Below are 21,889 nucleotides of genomic sequence, written 5' to 3'. Positions count from 1 at the left end.
GCCATTTCCGCGCCCATGCTGCGTTTTGCTTTGCCGCAGCATGGGTTTTTATTATATCTTTTTTCGGCACAGGAAAAGCCGCCGGGCCTTACGGCCCGACGGCTTTTCTTATGATAGGAGGATCAAAAATGATCGTAGACTATCTTATTCAGTTCAGGATGGTCTGCTCGGTCTCGACGTCGAACAGGTGGACCTTGTGGGGATCGAAGGCAACGCGGACGGTGTCTCCGTTGCGGGCCTTGGAGGTGGGAGCGACGCGGGCGGTCATCTTGTTGCCCTTGTACTCCAGATACAGGTAGATCTCAGCGCCCATCATCTCAGAGACATCGACCTTAGCATCCAGCTGGCAGTCGGTGTGCTTTGCCATGAACTCGGGCTCATCGTCGATGTCCTCGGGACGGATGCCCATCTTGACCTTCTTGCCGACGTAGGAATCCAGCTTGCTGTCAGCGGTCTTCTCCTTGGGCAGGGGGATGAGGTCGCCGCCCAGATCGACGCTGTACTGGTCGCCCTTCTTGACGATGGTGCCGTCCAGGAAGTTCATCTGGGGGCTGCCGATGAAGCCTGCGACGAACATGTTGCAGGGCATATCGTACAGGTTCTGCGGGGTATCGACCTGCTGGATGATGCCGTCCTTCATGACAACGATACGGTCGCCCATGGTCATAGCCTCGGTCTGGTCGTGGGTAACGTAGATGAAGGTGGTAGCCAGCTTCTTGTGCAGCTTGATGATCTCGGTGCGCATGGAGGTACGCAGCTTAGCGTCCAGGTTGGACAGAGGCTCGTCCAGCAGGAAGACTGCCGGGTTACGGACCATTGCACGGCCCAAAGCGACACGCTGGCGCTGACCACCGGACAGAGCCTTGGGCTTGCGGTCCAGCAGGTGCTCGATCTCCAGGATCTTAGCAGCCTCGTGGACGCGGCGGTCGATCTCGTCCTTCGGGGTCTTGCGCAGTTCCAGACCGAAAGCGATGTTCTTGTAGACGGTCATGTGGGGGTACAGAGCGTAGCTCTGGAAGACCATGGCGATGTCGCGGTCCTTCGGGGGAACGTCGTTGATGAGGCGGCCGCCGATGTACATCTCGCCCTTGGAGATCTCCTCCAGACCGGCGATCATGCGCAGGGTGGTGGACTTACCACAGCCAGAGGGGCCGACGAAGATGATGAATTCCTTGTCCTGGATCTCCAGGTTGAAATCGGTGACGGAAGGAGCCGTAGCACCGGGGTAGATCTTGTAGATATGCTGGCAGCTGATAGAAGCCATAAAGCTTTTTCCTCCATTGATGTTGTTGCACTCAAAGGCTCAGCTTGACGATGAGCCGTTTCATTGCTATTATAATAGCAGATTATTTTGTGTTATAAAATAGCATTTTATTGATTTGAGGTGTCAGATATTGATTTACTCTCCCAGCACGACTGCCGCCCTCGGCATCGTGGAGGATGCCCAGCCGGAAGAGCCCCTCACCCTGCGGGGCGAAGGGCTCTGGGTCTGCCTCATTTCCAGCGGAAAATGTGTCGTCTCGCTGTCCGATCTCGACCCGATGCCGGCAGGTTCTGCCCTGTTGCTGCCGCCCCAGAATGCCGCAGCGGGCCATCTCGTGCTGAGCCGGGGGCCGCTGACCCTCGCGCCGGAAAACGAGTGCCATCTGCTCTGCGTCCAGCTCACCGGGCAGGCAGCGGAACAGTTCCTCGCAGGGCTTTCCGAGATGCCCTTCCTCGCCCGGGGCGAGACCTGCCCGGCGGCGGCAGAGCTGATGGGGCGCCTTGCCGAAGAGCGGGACGCCTCGGAGCGGGTGCGCAGTCAGCTGGCCTTCGCGCTGCTGTGCGAGCTCTCAGACGCCGACAGCGCCGCCCCTGCCCTGCCCCCGCTGGTGGCCGCCGCCATCGAGGACATCCGCAGGAACTACGCCGGGCTCTACGGCGTGGAAGAGCTGAGCGAGCGGCTGGGCGTCTCCAAGAGCCACCTCGTCCGGGCCTTTACGGCAGCGCTGGGCGTCTCGCCGGGGCGGTACCTCACCAACGTCCGCATAGAAGCCGCCATGCGTCTGCTGCTCCACCGGGAGTACACGCTGGATGTCATCGCCAGCCTCTGCGGTTTCTCGGGGGCCAACTACCTCTGCCGCGTCTTCAAAAAAACGACCGGCCAATCTCCCACGCAGTGGCGGGCGATGGCCGGTCGGAGCGCACTGCCCGAGCTTTCGCCCGAGCAGCAGCGGTTGGAACAGGAATTGTTCATTTAAGCGCTACGCTTTTTCCGCTTCAGCAGGAAGAGGGTCAGGCCGGCCGTGATGGCCTCAGAGGCCGGAAACGCGGCCCAGACGCCGTTCATCCCGAAGAGGGCGCTCAGCACCAGAGAGCAGGCCACAATGGCCACGATGCCGCGGGAAAGCGACGTCGCAGAAGCCTCTGCGGGGCGGTCCACCGCGCCCAGATAGCCGGCGGCCACGATATTGAAGCCCGCGAAGAAATAGCCGAGGAAGTAGATGCGCATCCCGCTGAAGGCATACTGCGCCATGAGGGCCGAGTTCTCACTGTTGAAGACCGCGACGATCGGCCCGGTGAACCCGAACAGAACTGCATACAGTGCCGCCGCCAGCGCAAGCGCTGTTCCGCTGCCCAGCAGCAGGAGCTTGCGGGCACCGGCGGCATCGTTTTTGCCGTAGCACTTGCTGACCAGCGGCTGTGCGCCCTGGGCCACGCCGTTGAAGATAGCCGTCGCCACCAGCGCGTAGTTCGCCACGACGCCGTAAGCCGCCACGGCCACATTGCCCGCCAGACGCAGGAGCAGCAGGTTGAAGACGGTGGTGGTCACGCCGGAGGACATCTCTCCCACGAAGCCCGAGACGCCCAGCTGGCAGCTCTGGGCCAGCAGCTTCGGCGAGGGCAGCTGCCGCACAAGGCGGACGGTGCTGCTCTTTTTGAAGAAGTGGCGGCTGCAGATCGCAATGCTCAACACCGGCGAGACTGCCGTCGCCAGCGCCGCGCCGGGCAGGCCGAGGCCCATGGGGAACATGAAGATGTAATCGAACACCACGTTGAAGAGGCTTCCGCAGAGGGTCGCCACCATGGCCAGTGAGGGATCGCCATCGTTCCGGACAAAGGCTGAGACGATGTAGTTGCACATGAAGAAGGGCGTGAACAGCAGGAAGATGCGGGCGTACCCCACGCCGAGTGCAACGATCTCCGCGTCGCCGCCCATGAACCGCAGCAGCACCTCGGGGCAGAAGATGCCCGCCAGCATGAAGGGCAGGGCGAACACCAGCGCCCAAAGCAGGGCGTTGGTGAAATAGCGCTCCGACCGCTCGTCGCCCTGCGCCCGGAGGATGGCGTAGCGGGTGGCCGCGCCGAGGCCCAGCATGGAGCCGATGGCGAAGATGAAGTTGTAGATGGGCAGACAGAGGTTCAGCAGAGCCACACCGCTGGTGCCTGCCGCCTGCGAGATGAAATAGGTATCGGCCAGGATGTAGCAGGACGTACCCAGCAGGCCGAAGATGTTCTGGCTGACGTATTTGAAATACTGTTTGGTAAGGCTCATGTTCTCCTCGTCAAATGTCACATTTTTATCATTCAAATTTCAGATATACTGCCATATTGCGTCAGTTTATCACAATCCGACCGAAGCTGTCAAGCTCTCCATTTGCACAAACGCCCGGATGGGTGTATACTGTAGTTTGTTTTTGAAAACAGGCAGAAGGGAGGGTGCATCATGCCGGGCAAGACTTTATACTGTCTGGGCGAAGCGTGGCTGGAATTGAACAGCACCGCGCCGCTGGCGTCGGCAAAGACGTTTTCTCCCCGCATGGGTGGAAGCGCCGCCTCGCTGGCACTGGCTTATGCCACACAGGGCGGCAGAGCCTCTCTTTTAACGCAGCTTGGCGAGGATGTTTTCGGACACCGCATCGCAGACGCTTTATCTACTGCCGGTGTGGACATCAGCCGGGTCTGCTTCACTTCCCGCGCTCCCACGCCGCTGCTGTTCGACGGCGGCGGCGAGACGCTGGCCTGCCGCACCCGTTCTTCGGAGCTGCTCTATGCACCCGAACAGCTGGGCGCTGACTGGGCCGCAGATGCTGAAATGCTGGCCTTTTCCAGCGCCTGCCTCGTGGACAGCCCCTGCCGCTACACCCATCTTGCCGCGCTGGACACCGCCCGCACCGCCGGTGTGCCGGTCTGCTTTGTCCCCTCTCTCCGCCCGGCTCTCTGGCCCGGCGAGAAGACCCTGCGGGACACGGTGATGCAGTTTCTCCCCTTCGCGGACATCCTCCTCCTCACCGCCGACGAGATGGAGCTTCTGCTGGACACCCGGGAGTATCAGGTCGGGCTGTTTGCCCTGCTGCGGGGGCATACCCAGCTGGTGGTGCTTGAGACAGAAGAGGGCGTCCACGCCTTTACCCGGGCAGTACACGCATTCCTGCCCGAGCTTTCCGCCCCGCCCGAAGAGCTGGCCGCACGGCTGCTGTATCAAATCTCTCAGCAGGAGCTGACCCTGAAAAAGCTCATGAAATGCAGTGCTCCGGCACTTCAGACACTTCTATAACGCCGGAAAGCCCCCGCCTTTGCAGGCGGGGGCTTTCCGTTTATCCTGTCATCCGGAGGAGAATGAGCTGATCAGTGAATGAACACCGGGCCAAGCGGGTTGGTGATGGGGCTGACGTAGCCGCCCAGCAGCTTCGGGATAGCGAGGCTGATGTCAGGCACGAAGGTCAGCAGCAGCAGAGCGATGAACATGCACAGATAGAACGGGAGAGTAGCCTTGACGACCTTTTCCATGGGGCGCTTCGCAACGGCAGAGCCGATGAACAGAACCGCGCCGACAGGGGGAGTCAGCAGGCCGATACCGCAGTTCAGGACCATGATGATACCGAACTGGATGGGGTCGATGCCGATGGAGGTCGCGATGGGCAGCAGGATGGGGGTAGCGATCAGGATGATGGGAGCCATATCCATGATCATGCCCAGCACCAGGATGATGAGGTCGATGAGCAGTGCGATGATGTAGGGGTTGCTGGTGACGCTGGTGATGGCGTTTGCAGCCAGATCAGGCACGTGCAGCATGGTCAGGCAGTTGCCGAACACAGCAGAGGTGGCGATCAGGATGAGGACGATGGACAGAGTGTTGACGCACTCATCCAGAGCGTGCCAGACGCCCTTCCAGTCAAGGCCCTTGTAGACGAAGACGGAGACCAGCAGAGAGTAGATAACTGCGATAGCAGCGGACTCGGTAGCGGTGAACACACCGCCGACAACGCCGAACACAACGATGACGACTGCGGCCAGAGCCCAGATGGAGGTACCCAGCTGCTTGATGAAGCCCTTGATGGTGAAGGGAGAACCCTTGGGGTAATTCTCCTTGACGGAGATGATGTAGGAGCCGATCATCAGGACGATGGCCAGCAGAGCGCCGGGCAGGTAGCCAGCCAGGAACAGGCTGCCCACGGAGATGCCGCCGGCGGTGGTGGCGTAGATGACCATGTTATGGCTCGGGGGAACCAGCAGGCCCTCGCAGGAGGAGGTGATGGTGACAGCGGTGGAGAAGTCGGCGTCGTAGCCCTGATCGACCATCATGGGGATCATGATGGAGCCGATGGAAGCAGTATCTGCGGAAGCAGAACCGGAAATGCCGCCGAAGAAGTAGGAAGCAACGATGTTGACCATTGCCATGCCGCCGCGCATCCAGCCGACGCAGGCGTCAGCCAGAGCGATCAGCTTTTCGGAGATGCCGCCGCTGCCCATGAGGACGCCCATGGTGATGAAGAACGGGACGGCCATCAGGCTAAAAGACGAGATGCCCTTGACCATCAGGCGGCAGACATCGGTCAGTGCCTGACCCTGCACCATCATGCACAGCACGCTGGACAGACCAACGGCGTATGCGATGGGGAAGCGCAGGAAGATCATGACGAAGAAGCTGACAAGAAGGACAACGATTGCCAGTGTCTGGACTGTCATATTAGTTCTCCTCCTTTACAAAAATGCTCTTGATGTGGTTGTACAGTGCCTCGATCTCGAAGATGATCATGGCGACACCGGCCAGAGGCACGGGGAAGTACATCCAGAAACGGCTCAGCCAGGGCATCGAGACATAGAAGCCGCGGCCGCCCAGGGTGGTGGCGTAGTTCCAGCCCACAACCAGCATGATGAGGCCGAGGATGCAGACCGCCAGATCGGCGAGGATGTCCAGCACCTTGACGGCGATCTTGGGCAGATAGACGTCAAATGCGGTCATGCGGATGTGTGCGCCGCGGCGGATGGCCAGAGCAGCACTCAGCACGGCCATGTAGCTCATGCAGGTCAGAACGACTTCTTCAGACCATGCGGGGTCCGGGATGAACGGGACGTAACGACCAATGACCGACATGGTGGTGATGAGAATATCCACGATCAGCAGAATCTTGCAGATAAACAGGACCACTTTGTAGGTGACGTCGTACGCCGGCTTGATCTTATCCAGAGTGGTAAAGATTTTCGGCATAGGATCTCCTCCATACTCTTATAAAAAGCCCGGCGGGTCTGCGGGCGTATCCCGTAGTCCCCCGCCGGGCTATGTACTACTTCAGGATAAAGGCGCTTTTATCAGGCCTTCATATCCAGCAGCTGCTGATACAGCTCAGCCTGATCAGAGGTGTTCTCGCTGATGACCTTAGCGCAAGCCTCCTGCCAGGGAGTCTTATCGGGGACATCGACGACGTTGCAGCCGGAAGACTTCAGCTCGTCGAGGACCTTGTTCTCAGCGGTCTCGGACAGGTCAGCGTTGAAGGCCTGCGTATCCGCAGCAGCCTCCATGACGGCAGCCTGCTGGTTCTCGGTCAGCTTGTTCCAGGCGTTGTCGGTGATGACAGCCTGCACAGCGCCCAGAGTATGGCCGTCGAGGATCAGGTTGTTAGCGACCTCGGGGAAGGCGTTGGACTTGTAGTTTGCGATGGGCTGCTCAGCGCCATCGACAACGCCGGTCTGCAGTGCGCTGTACAGCTCGCCGAAGGAAACGACGGTGGGGTTAGCGCCCAGGCCCTCGACCATGCCGTTCATGACGGGGTCGTTGGACACACGCAGCTTCAGGCCCTTGAAATCAGCGATGCCAGAAACAGGCTTGACAGTGAAGAAGTGACGGAAGCCCTCCTCGCCGTAGAAGATACCACGAACGGGCAGACCCAGCTCCTGGGGCTCGTTCAGGAACTCAGGTGCCAGCTCGCTGTTGGCGAAGTTCCAGAAGTGTGCGCGGTTCTCGAAGGTGAAGGGGATGGACAACAGCTTGGACTTGTTGCAGCCGTAGCTGGTCAGTGCGAAAGCGGAGATACGGCTGATGTCGATGGAGGTAGAGCCGCCGAGGATAGCGTCCAGAACGTCGTTCTCAGAACCCAGAACGCCGGAAGCCTGCACATCGACGACGACGGAGCCGCCGGTCAGCTCCTCGACCTTCTCCTTGAAGTGAGAACCGGTCTGGCCGACGATGGTATCCAGCGGGTTGACCTCGGCGTAGACCAGAGTCACCTTCGGGTCGGAAGCAGCAGCTGCGGCATCACCGGCGGGAGCGGTGGAAGCTGCAGCAGAGGTAGCGGTAGAAGCAGCAGTGCTGTTGCTGGAGCCACCGCAGGCGGTCAGTGCCAGAGCAGCGGCGGAAACACCGGCTGCTGCCAGAAAGCTGCGACGAGAAATCTTCTTCATGATAAAATCCTCCTTAGATTTTCCTCATTCAGGGCGGTGCGCTCTGCACGGGTCGCACACCGTCCGTTCATTTACTGTACACACTTTAGCAAAAATTTTTAGTCAGAACAAGGGCTTATGAAAAATGTCCTGTTTTTCAAAAAAATGTGAGAAACACTTTTGTGCATTCCTTACAAGCCGCAGCGCAGTTTATTCAGCACACTGCCCAACAAGATGAATACAATGTAATATCTCTTGCGCTTTTTCAGGCTTCGCGGATGCGCTGGATGAGGCGGCTCTGCTCCTCAAAAGCCGCGTACATAGGCTCGACTGCCGCCCGGAAGCGGGCTTTCTCGGCAGCGGAGAGGGTCGTCACCTCCACGCCCCATTCCCTCATATGCTTCTCGGCGCTGGCCTCCCGCTCCGCCCAGAGGCGGCGTTCGGTCAGAGCGCTCTCCTTTCCGCAGGTGCGGATGATGTCCGGGAAGCGTTCGTCCAGCTCTGCCAGCTTTTCCATCGCAGCCTCGCTGGCCAGCTGCAGCTCCGGCACGCGGGCATGCTCATCCTTTAAGAAATAGGGGGCCACCTCGTAGTGGCCCATGGCCTCATAGCTGGGCCAGTTGTTTTCCGCGCCGTCTATCTCGGCGTTGTGCAGGGCTGCATAGACCCGGCTGTAGACCACCTGCGCGGGCTTTGCGCCGAGGTCCAGTATCATCTCGCTCATCATGTCCGACTCCTGCACCCGGAGCGTCAGCCCCGCGAGGTCCGCCAGCGTCTCCACCTTTTCGCGGGTGTAGAAGCTGCGGACACCGGCGTCGAACCACGACAGGCCCACGAGGTCCATCACGCCGAGGCCGGAGAGGAATTCATCGCCGATCTCACCGTCCAGCACCCGCCACATCTGGGGCGCGTCGGTATAGAGAAAAGGCAGCTGCAATACGCTCAGGGCCGGCTGATACTCGGCCAGCTGGCTCAGAGAGACGCGGGCAAAGTCGATGCCGCCGTACTGCATCTGCTCGATGACGCTCTGCTCGGCCCCCAGCTCCCCGCCGCTGTAGACCACGACTTTGACCCTCCCCTCCGTCCGCTCGGCCACGAGGTCGGCAAAGGCCAGAGCGGCCTGAGTGGTGGGATAATCCTCGGGCTGGTTCTCGGCGTAGCGCAGGATGAGCTCCGGGCCGGTGTACTCTTCCGTCTTGCTGCAGCCCACAGCGCCCAGCGCCGTACAGGCAGCCAGCGCCAGCACACTGCGGCGGGAAATCATCCGCCCGCTCACAGTCCGGCCTCCGGGTCGGCCTTTGCCTTCTGACCGGCCTGACGGCGGTACTGGGTGGGAGTCATGCCGGTGCGTTTCTTGAACGCCCGGGCGAAGTAGCTGGCGTCCTCGTAGCCCACCATCGACGCCACCTCTGCCGAGGAGCGGAAGGGGTCGGCCAGCAATTCCTTTGCCGCGTTGATGCGCAGCTCGGTGAGGCAGTCGAGGAAGTTCATCTTCTGGTACTTCTTGAACTGCGCCGACAGGTAGGCCGGGCTGATGTGCAGGATCTCGCCCACGCTGTCCAGCGACAGATCGAACATATAATTATCCTCGAGGTAGCGGCGGACGTGGGCCATGACGAGGGCCGTCTGGCTGTTCTCGCCCTCCTCGGGGGCGTCTTCCGCCTCTTCTTCGGTCTCCGTCTGCTCCTGCTGGGGCTGGGCGGCGGCCAGCTCTTCCAGCTTCCGCTCCGTCTCGATCTGCCGCATAGCCCGGCGCACCGAGGCTTCCAGCTCGTCGGGGTCCACCGGCTTGAGCAGATAGTCGCAGGCCCCCAGATGCACCGCCTCATGGGCATACTGGAACAGGCTGTAGGCCGTGACGAAGATGACCCGGCAGGAAGGCCGCTGGGCCAGCACGGCGCGGGCAGCGTCGAGACCACTCATGCCCGGCATCTCAATATCCATCAGGATGAGGTCCGCGCCCCACAGCACCGCCGTGTCGGCAGCTTTGCGGCCATTTTCCGCCACCTCCAGGACCACTTCCCGCTCAAAACGGCGCTGGACCAGCTCTGCAAGCGCCTCCCGCTCCAGCTTTTCGTCATCCGCGATCAACAGGCGTATCATCGTCCAAATCCTCCTCCAAAAGTTCTACAAGGGGCAGGTACATACTGATGGCCGTCCCCCGGCCCGGGTGAGAGCGGATGACCAGCCGCCCCCGTTTATCCAGAAGCCGCAGCCGTGCGGCCACGTTATAGACGCCGATATGCTCCCAGCGCTCCCCGGGCTGGGCCAGCGCGGCTTTCAGCTGGGCCAGTTGTTCGGGCTGGATACCCACGCCGTTGTCGCAGACGCTGATATAGAGCAGCCCCTTATCCCGCAGCGGGTTGATGCGGATGCGCACCACGCCGCCCTCTTCCTTGGGCGAGATGCCGTGCTTGAAGGCATTCTCCACAATGGGCTGCAAGATGAAGGACGGCACCATCGTCTCCGTCAAATCGAGGGAGTCGGAGATACGCCACACCATCTTCACCCGGTCGCCGAAGCGGACGTGATAAATGGAGTAATACTCGTCCACGATGCGCACTTCCCGGGCCAGCGGCACCTGCTCGTCGTTGCTCATCAGGCTGTAGCGCAGCAGGTGCGACAGAGCCGTGATGAGGGCCTGAGTGCGGTAGGCTTTTTCCTGTCCGGCGGTCTGTAAAATGACGTTCAGGGTGTTGAAAAGGAAATGGGGGTCGATCTGGCTGCGCAGCTGCTGCAAACGGCTGCGCTCCATCCGGTTCTGTAATTCCAGAGCTTCCGTTTTCTGGCGGTGGAGCTCCCGCTCCATCTCGTTTTTCTCCCGCAGGGTGGTCACCTGCTCCGCCATCGAATGCTTCATGTGGTTGAAGGCTTCGGTCAGCTGGGCCATTTCCGGCTGACGGGGCGCAGGCAGGTCGGGCGAGTCGAACTCGCCCCGGGTGACCTCCCTGGAGGCGCCGATCATCTGCTGCACCGGGGTCAGCAGCGTCAGCACCGAGAAGGCCATGACGCAGCCCAGCGCAAGGCAGAGCGCCACCACGACGGTCTGCACCCATTTCACCCGGTCGCTGAGGGCCGACACGGTGGTGTAAGTCCCCTGAGCATCGGTTATGGCCGTGTTCAGCAGCTGCTGGGTGTACTGGCGCAGATAGCCGCCGCAGGGTACGATTTTATTATAGTAGAGCTGGGCGGCTTTCGTGTCCTGACCGGCGGCCACCGCTTCTTCCAGCTGGTCCACCAGTGCGGTGTAGCTGTCGTAGGTAGTGGAAACGGCATTGTAGAGCAGATACTGCTCTTCACTCACAGTGCCAAGGTCGCTCTCGATGCGCCAGAGCCATGCGTTGGTGACGGAAAAGGCGCTGTGGAGCTCCTCTGTCAGCGCTTTGGCGTCGCCGTACTCCCAGCGGTAATCTTCCATGGCCGAAAGACTCCGCTCCACGCCGTTTTGAAAGCGGCTGATGGCGTTGAAGTTGCCCATCTGGTCGTCCAGTTCCCGCAGCACGGTGCCGGACTGGTAAAAGCTCAAGAATATCTGCCCCGCCAGCGCCAGAAAAAACGCCGCCAGGCAAAGACTGATCTGCCCTTTCAGGGTCATCCTGCGCCCCACGCACCCATCCTCCTTCTCTGTGATATTCTACCGCGCATCTTCCGCCTTATCCGGCCTGTCCGCCGTCAGAGCGAAAGCTCCATAAACTTTCTTTTTCGTCCTATTTTAGCACATTTTAGGGCATCTGCGCAATATCATCCTTGATTGTTGGAAAATAATATGGTACTATGACCAAAAAGGAGGGTATTTTTATGTCTCAGCCGATCTCCGTTTCCGTCCAGATGGATGCTGCATCCTTCCACGATTTTGCCGCCTTTGACCTGCTGCGCCACCACAAGGCGTGGCACCGGCCTCTGGTGTTCACGGCCATTTTGCTGGTGTCTGCCGGCTTCTGCCTGTCGCAGGTGGGCCAGAAAGACGGCGCAGCTCTGCTCACGGTGGTGCTGGCCGTGGTGGCGCTGGGCGTGCCGGCTGTCTACTTCTGGACGTTCTTCCACTCCCTGAGCCTCCAAATCAAAAAGATGGGCCTGCCCCGCCCCTTCTACCGGCTGCTGCTGGACGACGAAGGACTGTCGGTCTGGATGGCCGGCGAGCAGGACAAGCCTGAGGCGAGCCGCAAGTATGCGTGGCACGATCTGCATCTGGCCTACCGCACCCCCAACGCCATTTACCTCTATGTCCAGCAGAATCAGGCCTATCTGCTGAACGACAGCCTCGACGCCGCATGGAGCCTGCTGCAAGCCTCCCTCCCGGCAGAGCGCCTGCATGATATGCGCTGAAGACAACAAAAACCGCCCTTTTCAGGGCGGTTTTTGTTTTTAACCTCTCAGTCTCGCATTCGCTCGACAGCTCCCCTAGCGAGGGGAGCCTCTGGCGAAGAGGAAAGGCTTTACGAAATGCCAAAGCCTCCCCTCGTTAGGGGAGGTGGCAGCGCGTAAGCGCTGACGGAGAGGTTGACTCCAAAATACAAAAACAGGCAGCGCCGTGGAAAGGAGGAGAAAGCGGCGCTGCCTGTGTATGAGAACTCCTAAACATTTGCGGCTGCTAGGAGGTTGTTGGTAGTCTGTCCGCCGCCGTGGCTATTGCCTCGCATAGGTGGGGGACAGTATTTTTTTAGGGGCGCGGCACCCGCTGCGGGGCTGCGCATGAATCCTGCCTGCATGGCATTTATGGAAAGTCAAAAGCCGGAGATGGGGGATCTCGTTCTTGTCTTCCCGACTGCACCTTTATTGTACCGGATAAAAATGGAGTTTCTTTGAGTTAGTTTTGAACAATCTGCAAACAAGATGTGGAAAGTCTGAGGGCTTTCTTTTCCGTTCTGCTTGACATTCGGCACAGAACGATGTATTGTTAAGTTTATTGTGAAATACCTATGAAATTCCTGCATTTTTGAGGGAGGAACCACTATGGCCGCAACGGCACAGCCGCAGCAGAAAAAGACCCTGCTCATGACCGAGGGCAGCATCTGGAAAAGCATCCTGCTCTTCTCGGTGCCGCTCATCCTGGGCAACCTGCTCCAGCAGCTTTACAACACCGCCGACTCCATCATCGTCGGCAACTTTCTGGGCAGCAACGCTCTGGCCGCTGTGGGTTCCAGCGGCTCACCCATCTACCTGCTCATCGGTTTCAGTCAGGGCGTGGCCGTCGGCGCCGGCGTCGTCGTGAGCCAGTACCTCGGCGCAAAAGATAAAAAGGAAACGCGCATCGCCGTCCACACCTCGCTGGCCATCGCGGTCATCCTCGGCCTCATCCTGACGGTGGGCGGCATCGCCGTCAGCCGCAGCCTGCTGGTCTGGATGAACACCCCCGAAGAAGTTCTCGGCGACGCCGTGACTTACATGAAGCTCTACTTCGGCGGTGTGCTGTTCAGCGTCGTCTATAACATGGCAGCCGGCATCCTCAACGCGGCGGGCAACTCCCGCCGCTCGGTCATCTACCTCGCCTGCGCTTCCATCACCAACATCATCCTCGACCTCGTACTCATCGCCGGGCTGAAGATGGGTGTGGCGGGTGCTGCCATCGCCACCGACATCAGCCAGCTCGTCTCCTGTGTGCTGAGCCTCCGCTTTCTGATGAAGGTGGACGCCGACTACAAGGTGGAGCTTTCCGCCATCCGGCCCGATCAGCGGATGACCTCCCGCATCATCCGCATCGGCCTTCCCACCGGCATCCAGAACATGGTCATCTCTTTCTCGAATGTGCTGGTGCAGTCCAGCGTCAACAGCTACGGTGCCGCCGCCATGGCAGGCTTTGCGGCCTATATGAAAATCGACGGCTTCAACATCCTGCCCGTCACCAGTTTCAGCATGGCGGCGACGACCTTCGTGGGCCAGAACTATGGCGCAGGCAACCTCAAACGAGTGAAGAATGGCATGTGGGTCACGCTGGGCATGGGCGTGCTCTACACCCTCTGCACCGGTGCTCTGCTGCTGGCGTTCCAGAATCCCATCATGCACCTGTTCACCTCCGACGAGACGGTGGTGGCCTTCGGGTGCAGCGCCATGCACTACTTCTGCCCCTTCTACTTCCTGCTGGCCATCCTCCACGGCATGGCGGGCGCAGTGCGCGGCACTGGCCGCAGCGTACCGCCGATGGTGGTGCTGCTCATCTCGCTCTGCCTCTTCCGTGTGGTGTGGATCCAGTTCGTCCTCCCCTTCTTTGCGGGCATCGAGGGCGTGTTCGTCCTCTACCCGGTGTCGTGGGCGCTGGGTGCCGTGCTGATGGCCCTCTACGCATGGAAAGGCAGCTGGATGACTTACGAGCATTCCTGACAGGAACCGGGAACCATTCCATTTTTCCATTCGCCTTTTGGGGACGTCTGTGGTATCTTATAGGTAAAAGAACAGCAAACCCGGTATCTCAGGAGGATTCATGCAGACAACAAAACCCGAAACCGCACAGCAGCGCCCCACCGGCGCACGAATGGCCCTGCTGATGCTTCTTTACTTTATCAAAATCGGCGCGTTCACCTTTGGCAGCGGATGGAGCATCATTGCCCAGATGGAGCGGGAGTTCGTGGACGAGCGCGGCTGGATGACCAAGAGCGATCTGCTGGAGCTCATCGCCGTGGGCAAGAGCCTGCCCGGCATCATGGTGGCGAACATCACTCTGCTCTTCGGCTATCAGATGGCCGGGGTGCTGGGCGGCATCTGCGCGGCCATCGGCCTGTGCATCCCCGCCGTCGTCACCCTTACCATCGTGACGGCCATCTACGACGCCATTAAAGATAACTACTGGGTCTGGTCGGCCCTCAAGGGCGTCCAGTGCGCCGTGGCCCCCATCATCGGCGGCGCGGCCATCTCTCTCGGCAAAGATGCTCTGACCAGCGCGATGCCCATCATCATCTGTGCCGTCGCCTTTGTGCTCTGTTACTTTACGTCCATCAGCAATCTGACGCTGGTGGTGGCCGGTGTGGTCATCGCGCTGGTCTGGATGGGGGTGAGCGAACATGGCCATGTTTGAGACCCTCGTTCAGCTCTTCGCCGCGTTTGCGAAGATCGGCTTCACCAGCTTCGGCGGCACCTCCATGATCCCCCTCATCATGGATGAAATGTCCTCCCACGGCTGGATGACGGATGCCGATTTGACGAACCTCATCGCCATCGCCGAGATGACACCCGGCTCTCTGGGCGTCAATGCCGCCACCTTTGCAGGCACCAAGACCGCCGGGATGCCGGGCGGCGTCTTCGCGGTCCTGGGCGTCCTCAGCCCCACCCTGACGCTGACGCTTCTGGCGGCGGCGTTCTTCCAGAAGTTCCGCACCAGCAAGGTGATGAGCTACATCATGAAAATCGTCAAGCCTGTCTGCATCGGCATGGTGCTGGGTGTTCTGGTGGGCCTCTGCCGCCAGACCTACATCACCGAGGCAGGAGGCATCAGCCTGCCGGGCATCGCCATCGGCATCCTCTGCTTTGTACTGCTCCAGAAATTCAAGCTCAGTGTGCCGAAGGTCATCGGCATCGCGGCGGTGCTGGGGCTGGTGTGCTTCGGGGTGTTTTGACCAGCTTTCCTTCAGCTCTTAGGCTCTCTCTTTGGGAGAGGCATTTGCTCTACTTAAAGCAAAAGCATCCGCAGCACCCTCGCCGGGTGTCTGCCGATGCTTTCTTTCTATATTATTCTTATTATTTTACCGCCAGCGGCGACGGCCTTATACTCACTTCTCCGTGGCAGAGCATCTCGGTGCGGCCCCCTTCCCGCTGCACGATGAGCCGCCCGGCGTCGTCGATGGCCACCGCCTTTGCGGCGTAGCTCTCCGTCCCGGTGCAGACCGTGACCCAGTGGCCCGGCACAAAGCACCGGGCGCGGTACTCGTCCAGACAGTCGAAGGCCGGGCAGAGACCCAGCAGTTCCCGGGCGATGGCCCCAGCCAGTGCCGCCCGACTCACCGGTGCAGGCCCACCGGGGTAGAGACTGCCCGCGATGGGCCGCAGCTCCTCGGGCCAGTCCTCCGGGCGGGAGGTCAGGTTCAGGCCGATGCCCACCACCAGCCATTCCAACTGTCCGCTCTCGATGTCAGCCCCGGCTTCCGTCAGGATACCGCAGACCTTCTTGCCGTTATAATAGAGGTCGTTGACCCACTTGATGCCCAAGTCCAGCCCGCAGAGCCGCTTCACAGCCCGGCAGACGGCCACCGCCGCGCTGACGGTGACGGTCTGCGCCTCGGTCATGGGCAGGCCGGGCCGCAGCACCAGCGAGAGATAGATGCCTTTCCCCTCCGGGCTCTCGAACCGCCGCCCCAGCCGGCCCCGGCCCGCCGTCTGCTGACTTGTCAGCACCATCGTGCCGTGGGGCGTACCCTCGAGGGCCAGCGTCTTGGCCGTGCGGTTGGAACTTTCCAGCTTGTCGTAGAGGTAGATGGGGGCGTCGTACTCCCCCACCGCCTCGGCGCAGAAGGGGTCGCCGCCCGCCAGCCGATAGCCCCGCCGGGGGGCGGCTTCCAGCGCATAGCCCTGAGCCGCCAGTGCAGCCGCAGCCTTATGGACAGCAGCGCGGCTCACACCCAGCTGCTGCGCCAGCTGCTGGCCGGAGATGCATTCGCCCTGGGCGGCGGAGAGCGCCGCCAGAAGTGCCTGTTTTGTGGCAGAGGCCATCGTGTTTTCTCCTTTGTGAGGTTTGATAAGGCCATTTTACCACATTTTCAATATTTTTCCCACGATTTTGCAGGTTTTGGACCCACTGATTCGTATCGATAGACAGAGCGCTTGAAATGCCGGGCAGAAAGGAGGCGGAGAGCAGCCATTGAATGCACTGGAATTTGACAGGCTGGTACAGAAGTATCAGTCCCTCGTCTACACCATCTGCCGTCAGCTGGTGGCAGATGAGGGCTATGCGCAGGATCTGACGCAGGAAACTTTTCTCTCTGCATGGCGGAGCATGGACCGCTGTCCTGCCGGATACGAAAAGCAATGGCTGGCCCGCATCGCCTCCAACAAAGCCAAGGATTACTTACGCAGCGCCTGGGCGCGCCGGGTGAACACCCCCGGCGACGATGTGCTTGCACTTGAGGGCGCACCGCCCGGCAGCGAGCCGGAAGCGCAGGTGCTGGAAGCTCTGGGCGAAGAGGAGCTGACGCAGCGCATCCTCGCTCTGCGGGAGCCCTACAAGACGCCCTGCCGCCTCATGCTGCTGGAACAGCACACCGCCGCCGAAGCCGCCCGGCTCTGCGGCAGGCCCCAGAAAACAGTGGAGGCGCAGGTCTTCCGGGCAAAAAAGATGCTGGCCGCGCAGCTGAGCGCCGCCGGAAAGGAGGGCTTTTGAGATGGAATTGTTCCGTGAAGACGGCTGTCTGAGCGACGAAGGGCTGTACGCCCTCACCGCCGGGCAGCTGGACGAGCTGGGACGGCTGGAAGCCGCCGAACATCTCGCCTACTGCGACAAATGCACCGATCGTTACACCGCACTTCTGACCGCCGACGCCCTCACCGACCCGCCCCGGGATGTCCGCCGTACCGTGATGAGCACCATCTGGGTGCGGCTGATGCAGAGCACCTATGGCCGGGCTGCGGTGGCGGGCGTCACCGCCGTGTTGGCGCTGACCATGTGGCGTACCGGAGCGCTGACCTTCGTCACCGACCACGGCAGCGACCTGCAGGCTCTCCTGCCCACAGTCCAGGTCACCCTGCCGGAAAAACAGCCCCCGAAGATTCTGCCCGAAAAGCTGGGCAGGCCCGTGACTTCCCGCCCCGGCGAGAACATCTATACCCGCGTTTCCTCTGTGCTGGAAAGCCTGCTGAACGCGGCAGAAAACATAAAATCATAAAACAAGGAGATCGTTATGCTGAAAAACGGATTTTTGACCTTCTGCTGTGCGTTTATCCCCGGCGCAGGCCAGATGTATCAGGGTTACATGAAGCGGGGCCTCTCCCTTATCCTCACGGCCTGCCTCATCGGGATGGTGAGCTCACTGCTCAACCCGGTGCTGCTCCTGCTGATGGTGGTGTGGATGTACAGCTTCTTTGACACCTTCAACCTCCGGGCGCAGATCATCGCGGACACCGCGCCGGAGGACGACTACCTCATCCACTTCGACCCCCGCGACAAGCGGCTGGCTCGGGCTCTGCTGGACAGCCACAAGCTGGTGGGCTGGCTGCTCATCGCCTTCGGTGCGCTCATCGCCTACCAGAACCTCATCATGAACACTCTCGGCGACCTCGTCTACCGCTGGGGCCACTCCTCCCCCGTTTTCCGCGCCCTCTATCTCGTCATGGACAGCCTGCCGGATGTGGTGGTCTGTGTGGTCCTCATCGTCTGCGGCGTCTGGCTGGTGAAAGGCCCCCATCCGGCCAAAAAGCCGGATGCTTCCAAGGATGTCCCCGAGGATGCCGATTTCTGCGAGTATCACGCCGACGCGGCCGCGCAGCCGGAGAACGCTCCTCTGCTCTCCGGCCCGGTGGTGAACGAAAACGAGGTGACGGATGATGACTTCGACCACGAACACGACGAATAAGCCGCTCCGCCGAGTCGGCACCCTGACGCTGGGCGTCTGCCTCATCGCGGCAGGTGTGCTCTTCCTGCTCTGCCGCTTCCTTCCCGGCCTGCCGTGGATGGTCATCTGGCAGGTGCTCCCTGCGGCGGGTCTCATCCTGCTGGGGTGTGAGGTGCTCTACTTTTCCGCCCGACCCGGCAAATGCCGGTGCGACTTCAGCTCTGTAGTACTCTGCCTGCTGCTGATGGGCGGATGCTTCGGCGTCTCGACCCTTATGCTGCTGGCCCAGATGCTGGGCCGCGGCTGCACCATCCACCTGTGAACACAAGAAAGCCTGTGCAGCCTCCCGCCCCGGGAGCGTCTGCACAGGCTTTTTCGTTTGAAGAGAGGGGCTTACTGTACGCCGGTCAGCTCAGCCAGCTTGTGGTAGATCTCGGTGTTGTCGAAGACGCCGCGGAACTTCTCCGCACCAGCGCCCAGCGCATAGATGTTGACCATCGCGCCGGTGTGGGCGTAGGTGGTGTGGTCCATGCCGGACTTGTGGTTGATGGTGTGGCAGATGGCCATGCTGAAGGGGATGTAGGTGCCGTAGAGCTCATAATCCTGCTGGCTCATCTCCTTCTGGGAGGAAGCGCCGACTTCCAGCGTCCGCTCGTAGGCTTTGCGCAGGTTCTCCACCTCGTAGTCGGTCAGCAGCAGCTTGCCTGCACTGGCAGCATCGGGGTCGGTGGGCAGGGTCAGGCCGAAGTTTGCCTTCACGTCGGCCATGGCGGCCTCGAAGGGAGTCTTGTTGGCGATGTAGCCATTCACATAGGTGGAGTCGAACTTGGCGTAAGACATCTTCTGGTGGGTGAGATTGGTCAGGAAGGTGTCGTAGTTGGTGGTCTTGTAGCCGATGGCCATGCCGCCCGTCTCGTGGTCGGCGGTGACGAGGATGAGGGTGTCGTTGGGGTGGGCATTGTAGAAGTCCACAGCGGCCTGCACGGCGTTGCTCATCTCCAGCACATCGTGGATGGAAGCGGCGGCATCGTTGGCATGGCAGGCCCAGTCGATCTTGCCGGACTCGGTCATCAGGAAGAAGCCCTTCTTGTTGTCCAGCAGCTCGATGCCCTTCCTGACGTAGTCGGTCAGCTGCCACTCTCCTGCGGCGGCGTCCATGGCGTAGTTCATGGCCTTGCCGTCGGCCAGTGCCTCGGCGATGATGAGGGTCTTGCCTGCACCAGCCTTGAGGGTGGCAGCGTCCGCCTGACGGGTGACGACGTTGTAGCCGTTCTGGGCAGCGATCTCGTGGTTGTTGGGGCCGGTACCGTCGCCGTTCACCTTCTGGAACTCGCCGCCTGCGAAGTACTCGAAGCCAGAGGCGGCCAGCTCTTTGCCGATGGCGTAGTAGTTCTTGCGGGTCTTCTGATGTGCATAGAAGGCGGCGGGGGTGGCGTGGTCGATGTTGACGGTGGACACAACGCCCACCTTGTAGTTCTTCTGGGCGTGGAGCTTCTCGGCGATGGTCTCATACGGCACATCGCGGGTCCACGGACACATATTGATGACGCCGCTCTCGGTCTTGTGGCCGGTGGCGATGGAAGTGGCAGTGGAAGCGGAGTCGGGGCAGAAAGAAGTGCTGTCGTAGGTGGTCACGCTGCCCACCTCGGGGAACTGGGTGAAGCTCAGCTCGCCCTCGACGACAGCACCGTTGTTCTCCACCGTACCCTTATAGAATCGGGCGGACTGTATCTGGGCCGTGCCCATGCCGTCGCCGATGAAGAGGAAGACATACTTGGGTTTGCCGCCGAACACGCCCAGCAGTCCGTTCTCTTCCTCTGCTGCGTTGGCGGCATTGGGAGCAGCGGCGTTGGCAGCGGCAGGCGCTGCGGCCAGCATACCGGCGGCGGATGCAACGGCACCGACCTTCAAAAAGCTGCGGCGGGACATTTTATTCTCTTTCATGCGAAAGTCCTCTCTTTCCATGAGCCTCATGGCTCCTTCTCTCTTTTTCGATTTACCGGGAACGGCCTTATTCTACCGCCGCAGCCGCCCGGCCCGAAACCATACGGACGCAAAATCGGCGTAAAACCCCGGCGGCGGCTTTGGGCCGTCTGTAAAAAAGAAGACTTCTGCTGCGCAAAAAGCGCCCCTCCGTTTTACCGGAGGGGCGCTTTTGTATGTTACAGGTCAATTATGCGTTGAACTTTTCCTCGTTCAGCAGACCCTCGCTCTTGGCCACGCAGATGCTGGCCACAGCGTCGCCCACAACATTCAGGGAGGTGACGAGCATCTCGATGGGGCGGTTGATGGCGAGGATGAGGGAGTAGGCCAGCAGGGCGCTGTCATTCACGAAGCCCGCACCGGACAGGATGGTGAAGAGGATGACGGCTCCTGCGCCGGGGGCGGCAGGCGTCCCCACCGAGGCCAGCAGAGCCAGCAGAGCGACCACAACCAGCTGGGCGGGAGTAACGGTGTAACCGGCGCAGCCTGCGATGAAGACAGTGGCCACCACCTGCATGATGGCGGTGCCGTCCATGTTGATGGTCATGCCCAGAGGCAGGACGAAGGAGGCGATGGACTCATCGACGCCGAAATCCTCGGTGCAGACCCTGATGTTCAGGGGGAGAGTGGCTGCGCTGGAAGAGGTGGAGAAGCCGAAGACGGCCACGTTGGCGATCTTCTTAATGAAGGTGATGGGGTTCTGCTTTGCGCCCAGCGCCACCACCAGAGGATAGGCCACCAGCAGGAAGACGAAGAGCAGAACCACCGTGACCACCACATACACCAGAGCGGGCTTGAGGTAATCAATGCCATAGATGGCGAAGGTGCGGGTCAGCAGCACGAAGACTGCAAAGGGCGCGAAGTTTGTGACGACGAAGTTCAGGAAGACCACCACCACGTCGTTCACCTCGCCCAGCAGGCGGCGGAGGGTGGAAGTACGGCTCTCACCCAGCACATTCATGCTCAGGCCCACAGCCACCGCGAGGAAGACGGAGGAAAGAACAGCGTTGTTGCTGCCGAAAGCCGTGACGATGTTGGAGGGGATAACATTCAGCACCACATTCAGGGGGTTGGAACCGGTGGAGCCGGCGGCTTCCGTCAGGCCCTCGATGTGAGCGTTGAAGAGACCCATGGAATAGGTGGCGTAGCCCACGCATCCGGCCAGTGCCAGCGCCATAAAGGAGCAGAGCAGGAACCAGAAGAGGGTCTTGGCCGAGATGCGGCCCATGGTGCGGGTATCGGCGATGCTGCCGATGGCCAGCGCGATGGAGGTGAAGACCATCGGGATGATGACCAGCTGCAGTGCTTTGATGAAGAGCTGTCCGATGATGTAGAAGAGGCCGAGCGCACGTTCCGCGCCCTCTGTGGTGATGTCCTGGAAGAGCAGGTCGTTGATGGTCTGCCAGATGCCGCTGTTGCCGGAAGCCACGAGCTTTTCGCGCAGCATCATAAAGGCAAAGCCTGCCGCCAGACCGCAAACCAGAGACACTGCCATCTTTCTTGCCAGTGCCGCGCCGCTGTTCTTATTTTTTTCCATACGATTTTCCTCACTTTTGTCCATTTCCCAGTGTGTTTCGTTCACATTCGATCTATCCTACCACGGCAAACTGTTGGACGCAAGGGAAAAATCGGCTTTTCAGGCGATTTTTCCGCAAAAGTACGACGCATGAAAATTTGATGTAAAAATTACGTTCTGGATAAAAGGCCAAAAGAAAACCTCTGTTTGCCTCATTATGTCCGTTTGATATTCCAAAAGGCTGCCCGCCGCGCATCATAGCAATAAATCCAGCGTC

Annotated in this window: 22 protein-coding genes; 10 read left to right on the top strand and 12 right to left on the bottom strand. The window is 60.5% G+C overall.

From position 1 onward, the window contains the following. Positions 1-148 precede the first annotated feature (148 nt). Positions 149-1,264, bottom strand: coding sequence for an ABC transporter ATP-binding protein (locus AAAU26_RS09585; protein ID WP_207676897.1), 1,116 nt, complete (start codon positions 1,262-1,264; stop codon positions 149-151). Between the two features lie 130 nt (positions 1,265-1,394). Between AAAU26_RS09585 and AAAU26_RS09580 the strand changes: the two genes are divergently transcribed. After that, positions 1,395-2,240, top strand: a complete 846-nt coding sequence (locus AAAU26_RS09580) for a helix-turn-helix transcriptional regulator (protein ID WP_227618715.1) — start codon at positions 1,395-1,397, stop codon at positions 2,238-2,240. Here AAAU26_RS09580 and AAAU26_RS09575 read toward each other — a convergent pair. Then, on the bottom strand, positions 2,237-3,535 hold the full coding sequence (locus tag AAAU26_RS09575; RefSeq protein WP_227618716.1) for an MATE family efflux transporter: 1,299 nt from the start codon (positions 3,533-3,535) through the stop codon (positions 2,237-2,239). The two genes, AAAU26_RS09580 and AAAU26_RS09575, sit on opposite strands and share 4 nt — an antisense overlap. 171 nt (positions 3,536-3,706) lie before the next feature. Between AAAU26_RS09575 and AAAU26_RS09570 the strand changes: the two genes are divergently transcribed. Continuing rightward, positions 3,707-4,537, top strand: a complete 831-nt coding sequence (locus tag AAAU26_RS09570; protein ID WP_227618717.1) for a PfkB family carbohydrate kinase — start codon at positions 3,707-3,709, stop codon at positions 4,535-4,537. A 71-nt stretch (positions 4,538-4,608) separates the two neighbouring features. On the opposite strand, the gene AAAU26_RS09565 is transcribed toward AAAU26_RS09570, so the two are convergent. From AAAU26_RS09565 to AAAU26_RS09540, 6 genes are all read right to left on the bottom strand, one after another. Next, entirely contained in the window at positions 4,609-5,949 is a 1,341-nt protein-coding gene (locus tag AAAU26_RS09565) for a TRAP transporter large permease (protein ID WP_158396201.1), read from the bottom strand. Between the two features lies 1 nt (position 5,950). Beyond that, positions 5,951-6,472: a TRAP transporter small permease gene (locus tag AAAU26_RS09560; RefSeq protein ID WP_158396199.1), complete on the bottom strand. Its 522-nt coding sequence runs from the start codon at positions 6,470-6,472 to the stop codon at positions 5,951-5,953. 101 nt (positions 6,473-6,573) lie between these two features. Next, positions 6,574-7,662 carry a TRAP transporter substrate-binding protein gene (locus tag AAAU26_RS09555; RefSeq protein WP_158396198.1) on the bottom strand — a complete coding sequence of 363 codons (1,089 nt, stop codon included), beginning with the start codon at positions 7,660-7,662 and terminating at the stop codon, positions 6,574-6,576. Between the two features lie 244 nt (positions 7,663-7,906). Then, positions 7,907-8,917, bottom strand: a complete 1,011-nt coding sequence (locus AAAU26_RS09550) for a TRAP transporter substrate-binding protein (protein WP_227618718.1) — start codon at positions 8,915-8,917, stop codon at positions 7,907-7,909. Continuing rightward, on the bottom strand, positions 8,914-9,744 hold the full coding sequence (locus AAAU26_RS09545) for a response regulator transcription factor (protein ID WP_207676894.1): 831 nt from the start codon (positions 9,742-9,744) through the stop codon (positions 8,914-8,916). The genes AAAU26_RS09550 and AAAU26_RS09545 overlap by 4 nt, the downstream gene beginning before the upstream one ends. Next, complete coding sequence (locus tag AAAU26_RS09540; RefSeq protein ID WP_227618719.1) at positions 9,719-11,248, bottom strand: sensor histidine kinase; 1,530 nt, start codon at positions 11,246-11,248, stop codon at positions 9,719-9,721. Before AAAU26_RS09540 ends, AAAU26_RS09545 begins: the two co-directional genes overlap by 26 nt. A gap of 191 nt (positions 11,249-11,439) precedes the next feature. On the opposite strand from AAAU26_RS09540, the gene AAAU26_RS09535 reads away from it, so the two are divergent. The 4 genes from AAAU26_RS09535 (at position 11,440) to AAAU26_RS09520 (ending at position 15,188) form a co-directional block, all read left to right on the top strand. Next, complete coding sequence (locus AAAU26_RS09535; RefSeq protein ID WP_227618720.1) at positions 11,440-11,967, top strand: YcxB family protein; 528 nt, start codon at positions 11,440-11,442, stop codon at positions 11,965-11,967. 627 nt (positions 11,968-12,594) lie between these two features. Next, a complete protein-coding gene (locus AAAU26_RS09530) occupies positions 12,595-13,959 on the top strand; it encodes an MATE family efflux transporter (protein WP_158396192.1) in 1,365 nt (454 codons plus the stop codon). A gap of 100 nt (positions 13,960-14,059) precedes the next feature. After that, a complete protein-coding gene (locus AAAU26_RS09525; RefSeq protein WP_158396190.1) occupies positions 14,060-14,650 on the top strand; it encodes a chromate transporter in 591 nt (196 codons plus the stop codon). Beyond that, positions 14,637-15,188 carry a chromate transporter gene (locus AAAU26_RS09520; protein ID WP_217211318.1) on the top strand — a complete coding sequence of 184 codons (552 nt, stop codon included), beginning with the start codon at positions 14,637-14,639 and terminating at the stop codon, positions 15,186-15,188. Before AAAU26_RS09525 ends, AAAU26_RS09520 begins: the two co-directional genes overlap by 14 nt. Positions 15,189-15,309: 121 nt before the next feature. Here the strand turns inward: AAAU26_RS09520 and AAAU26_RS09515 are convergent, their stop codons facing one another. Then, positions 15,310-16,278, bottom strand: coding sequence for a biotin--[acetyl-CoA-carboxylase] ligase (locus AAAU26_RS09515; RefSeq protein ID WP_227618721.1), 969 nt, complete (start codon positions 16,276-16,278; stop codon positions 15,310-15,312). 148 nt (positions 16,279-16,426) lie between these two features. On the opposite strand from AAAU26_RS09515, the gene AAAU26_RS09510 reads away from it, so the two are divergent. The 4 genes from AAAU26_RS09510 to AAAU26_RS09495 are packed head-to-tail and all read left to right on the top strand — an operon-like array spanning position 16,427 to position 18,435. Further along, positions 16,427-16,945: an RNA polymerase sigma factor gene (locus tag AAAU26_RS09510; RefSeq protein WP_223386858.1), complete on the top strand. Its 519-nt coding sequence runs from the start codon at positions 16,427-16,429 to the stop codon at positions 16,943-16,945. A gap of 1 nt (position 16,946) precedes the next feature. Next, positions 16,947-17,447, top strand: coding sequence for a hypothetical protein (locus AAAU26_RS09505; RefSeq protein WP_227618722.1), 501 nt, complete (start codon positions 16,947-16,949; stop codon positions 17,445-17,447). A gap of 15 nt (positions 17,448-17,462) precedes the next feature. Continuing rightward, positions 17,463-18,134 (top strand): hypothetical protein, encoded by a 672-nt coding sequence (locus AAAU26_RS09500; protein WP_227618723.1) that lies wholly within the window; start codon positions 17,463-17,465, stop codon positions 18,132-18,134. Continuing rightward, positions 18,103-18,435: a hypothetical protein gene (locus AAAU26_RS09495; protein WP_227618724.1), complete on the top strand. Its 333-nt coding sequence runs from the start codon at positions 18,103-18,105 to the stop codon at positions 18,433-18,435. The genes AAAU26_RS09500 and AAAU26_RS09495 overlap by 32 nt, the downstream gene beginning before the upstream one ends. Before the next feature lie 71 nt (positions 18,436-18,506). On the opposite strand, the gene AAAU26_RS09490 is transcribed toward AAAU26_RS09495, so the two are convergent. The 3 genes from AAAU26_RS09490 to AAAU26_RS09480 all read right to left on the bottom strand — a co-directional run. Continuing rightward, a complete protein-coding gene (locus AAAU26_RS09490; RefSeq protein ID WP_227618725.1) occupies positions 18,507-20,057 on the bottom strand; it encodes an alkaline phosphatase in 1,551 nt (516 codons plus the stop codon). A 229-nt stretch (positions 20,058-20,286) separates the two neighbouring features. Next, the gene (locus tag AAAU26_RS09485; RefSeq protein WP_227618726.1) at positions 20,287-21,633 is read right to left on the bottom strand and encodes a dicarboxylate/amino acid:cation symporter; all 1,347 of its coding nucleotides are present in this window, start codon (positions 21,631-21,633) and stop codon (positions 20,287-20,289) included. A 52-nt stretch (positions 21,634-21,685) separates the two neighbouring features. Beyond that, positions 21,686-21,889 (bottom strand): hypothetical protein (locus AAAU26_RS09480; RefSeq protein ID WP_227618727.1); only part of this gene is annotated, 204 nt, incomplete at its 5' end.

It is taken from the genome of Faecalibacterium longum (assembly GCF_040094125.1).
GTDB lineage: Bacteria > Bacillota > Clostridia > Oscillospirales > Ruminococcaceae > Faecalibacterium > Faecalibacterium longum.
Note: the sequence above shows the minus strand (reverse complement) of the source record. Positions and strands in the feature narration are given on the sequence as shown.

What these genes read in the sequence shown, in the direction of transcription:
- AAAU26_RS09585 (WP_207676897.1), bottom strand. Translation starts at nt 1,264, where the DNA reads ATGGCTTCTATCAGCTGCCAGCATATCTACAAGATCTACCCCGGTGCT.
- AAAU26_RS09575 (WP_227618716.1), bottom strand. Translation starts at nt 3,535, where the DNA reads ATGAGCCTTACCAAACAGTATTTCAAATACGTCAGCCAGAACATCTTC.
- AAAU26_RS09570 (WP_227618717.1), top strand. Translation starts at nt 3,707, where the DNA reads ATGCCGGGCAAGACTTTATACTGTCTGGGCGAAGCGTGGCTGGAATTG.
- AAAU26_RS09565 (WP_158396201.1), bottom strand. Translation starts at nt 5,949, where the DNA reads ATGACAGTCCAGACACTGGCAATCGTTGTCCTTCTTGTCAGCTTCTTC.
- AAAU26_RS09560 (WP_158396199.1), bottom strand. Translation starts at nt 6,472, where the DNA reads ATGCCGAAAATCTTTACCACTCTGGATAAGATCAAGCCGGCGTACGAC.
- AAAU26_RS09555 (WP_158396198.1), bottom strand. Translation starts at nt 7,662, where the DNA reads ATGAAGAAGATTTCTCGTCGCAGCTTTCTGGCAGCAGCCGGTGTTTCC.
- AAAU26_RS09545 (WP_207676894.1), bottom strand. Translation starts at nt 9,744, where the DNA reads ATGATACGCCTGTTGATCGCGGATGACGAAAAGCTGGAGCGGGAGGCG.
- AAAU26_RS09535 (WP_227618720.1), top strand. Translation starts at nt 11,440, where the DNA reads ATGTCTCAGCCGATCTCCGTTTCCGTCCAGATGGATGCTGCATCCTTC.
- AAAU26_RS09530 (WP_158396192.1), top strand. Translation starts at nt 12,595, where the DNA reads ATGGCCGCAACGGCACAGCCGCAGCAGAAAAAGACCCTGCTCATGACC.
- AAAU26_RS09525 (WP_158396190.1), top strand. Translation starts at nt 14,060, where the DNA reads ATGCAGACAACAAAACCCGAAACCGCACAGCAGCGCCCCACCGGCGCA.
- AAAU26_RS09520 (WP_217211318.1), top strand. Translation starts at nt 14,637, where the DNA reads ATGGCCATGTTTGAGACCCTCGTTCAGCTCTTCGCCGCGTTTGCGAAG.
- AAAU26_RS09515 (WP_227618721.1), bottom strand. Translation starts at nt 16,278, where the DNA reads ATGGCCTCTGCCACAAAACAGGCACTTCTGGCGGCGCTCTCCGCCGCC.
- AAAU26_RS09505 (WP_227618722.1), top strand. Translation starts at nt 16,947, where the DNA reads ATGGAATTGTTCCGTGAAGACGGCTGTCTGAGCGACGAAGGGCTGTAC.
- AAAU26_RS09500 (WP_227618723.1), top strand. Translation starts at nt 17,463, where the DNA reads ATGCTGAAAAACGGATTTTTGACCTTCTGCTGTGCGTTTATCCCCGGC.
- AAAU26_RS09495 (WP_227618724.1), top strand. Translation starts at nt 18,103, where the DNA reads ATGATGACTTCGACCACGAACACGACGAATAAGCCGCTCCGCCGAGTC.
- AAAU26_RS09490 (WP_227618725.1), bottom strand. Translation starts at nt 20,057, where the DNA reads ATGAAAGAGAATAAAATGTCCCGCCGCAGCTTTTTGAAGGTCGGTGCC.
- AAAU26_RS09485 (WP_227618726.1), bottom strand. Translation starts at nt 21,633, where the DNA reads ATGGAAAAAAATAAGAACAGCGGCGCGGCACTGGCAAGAAAGATGGCA.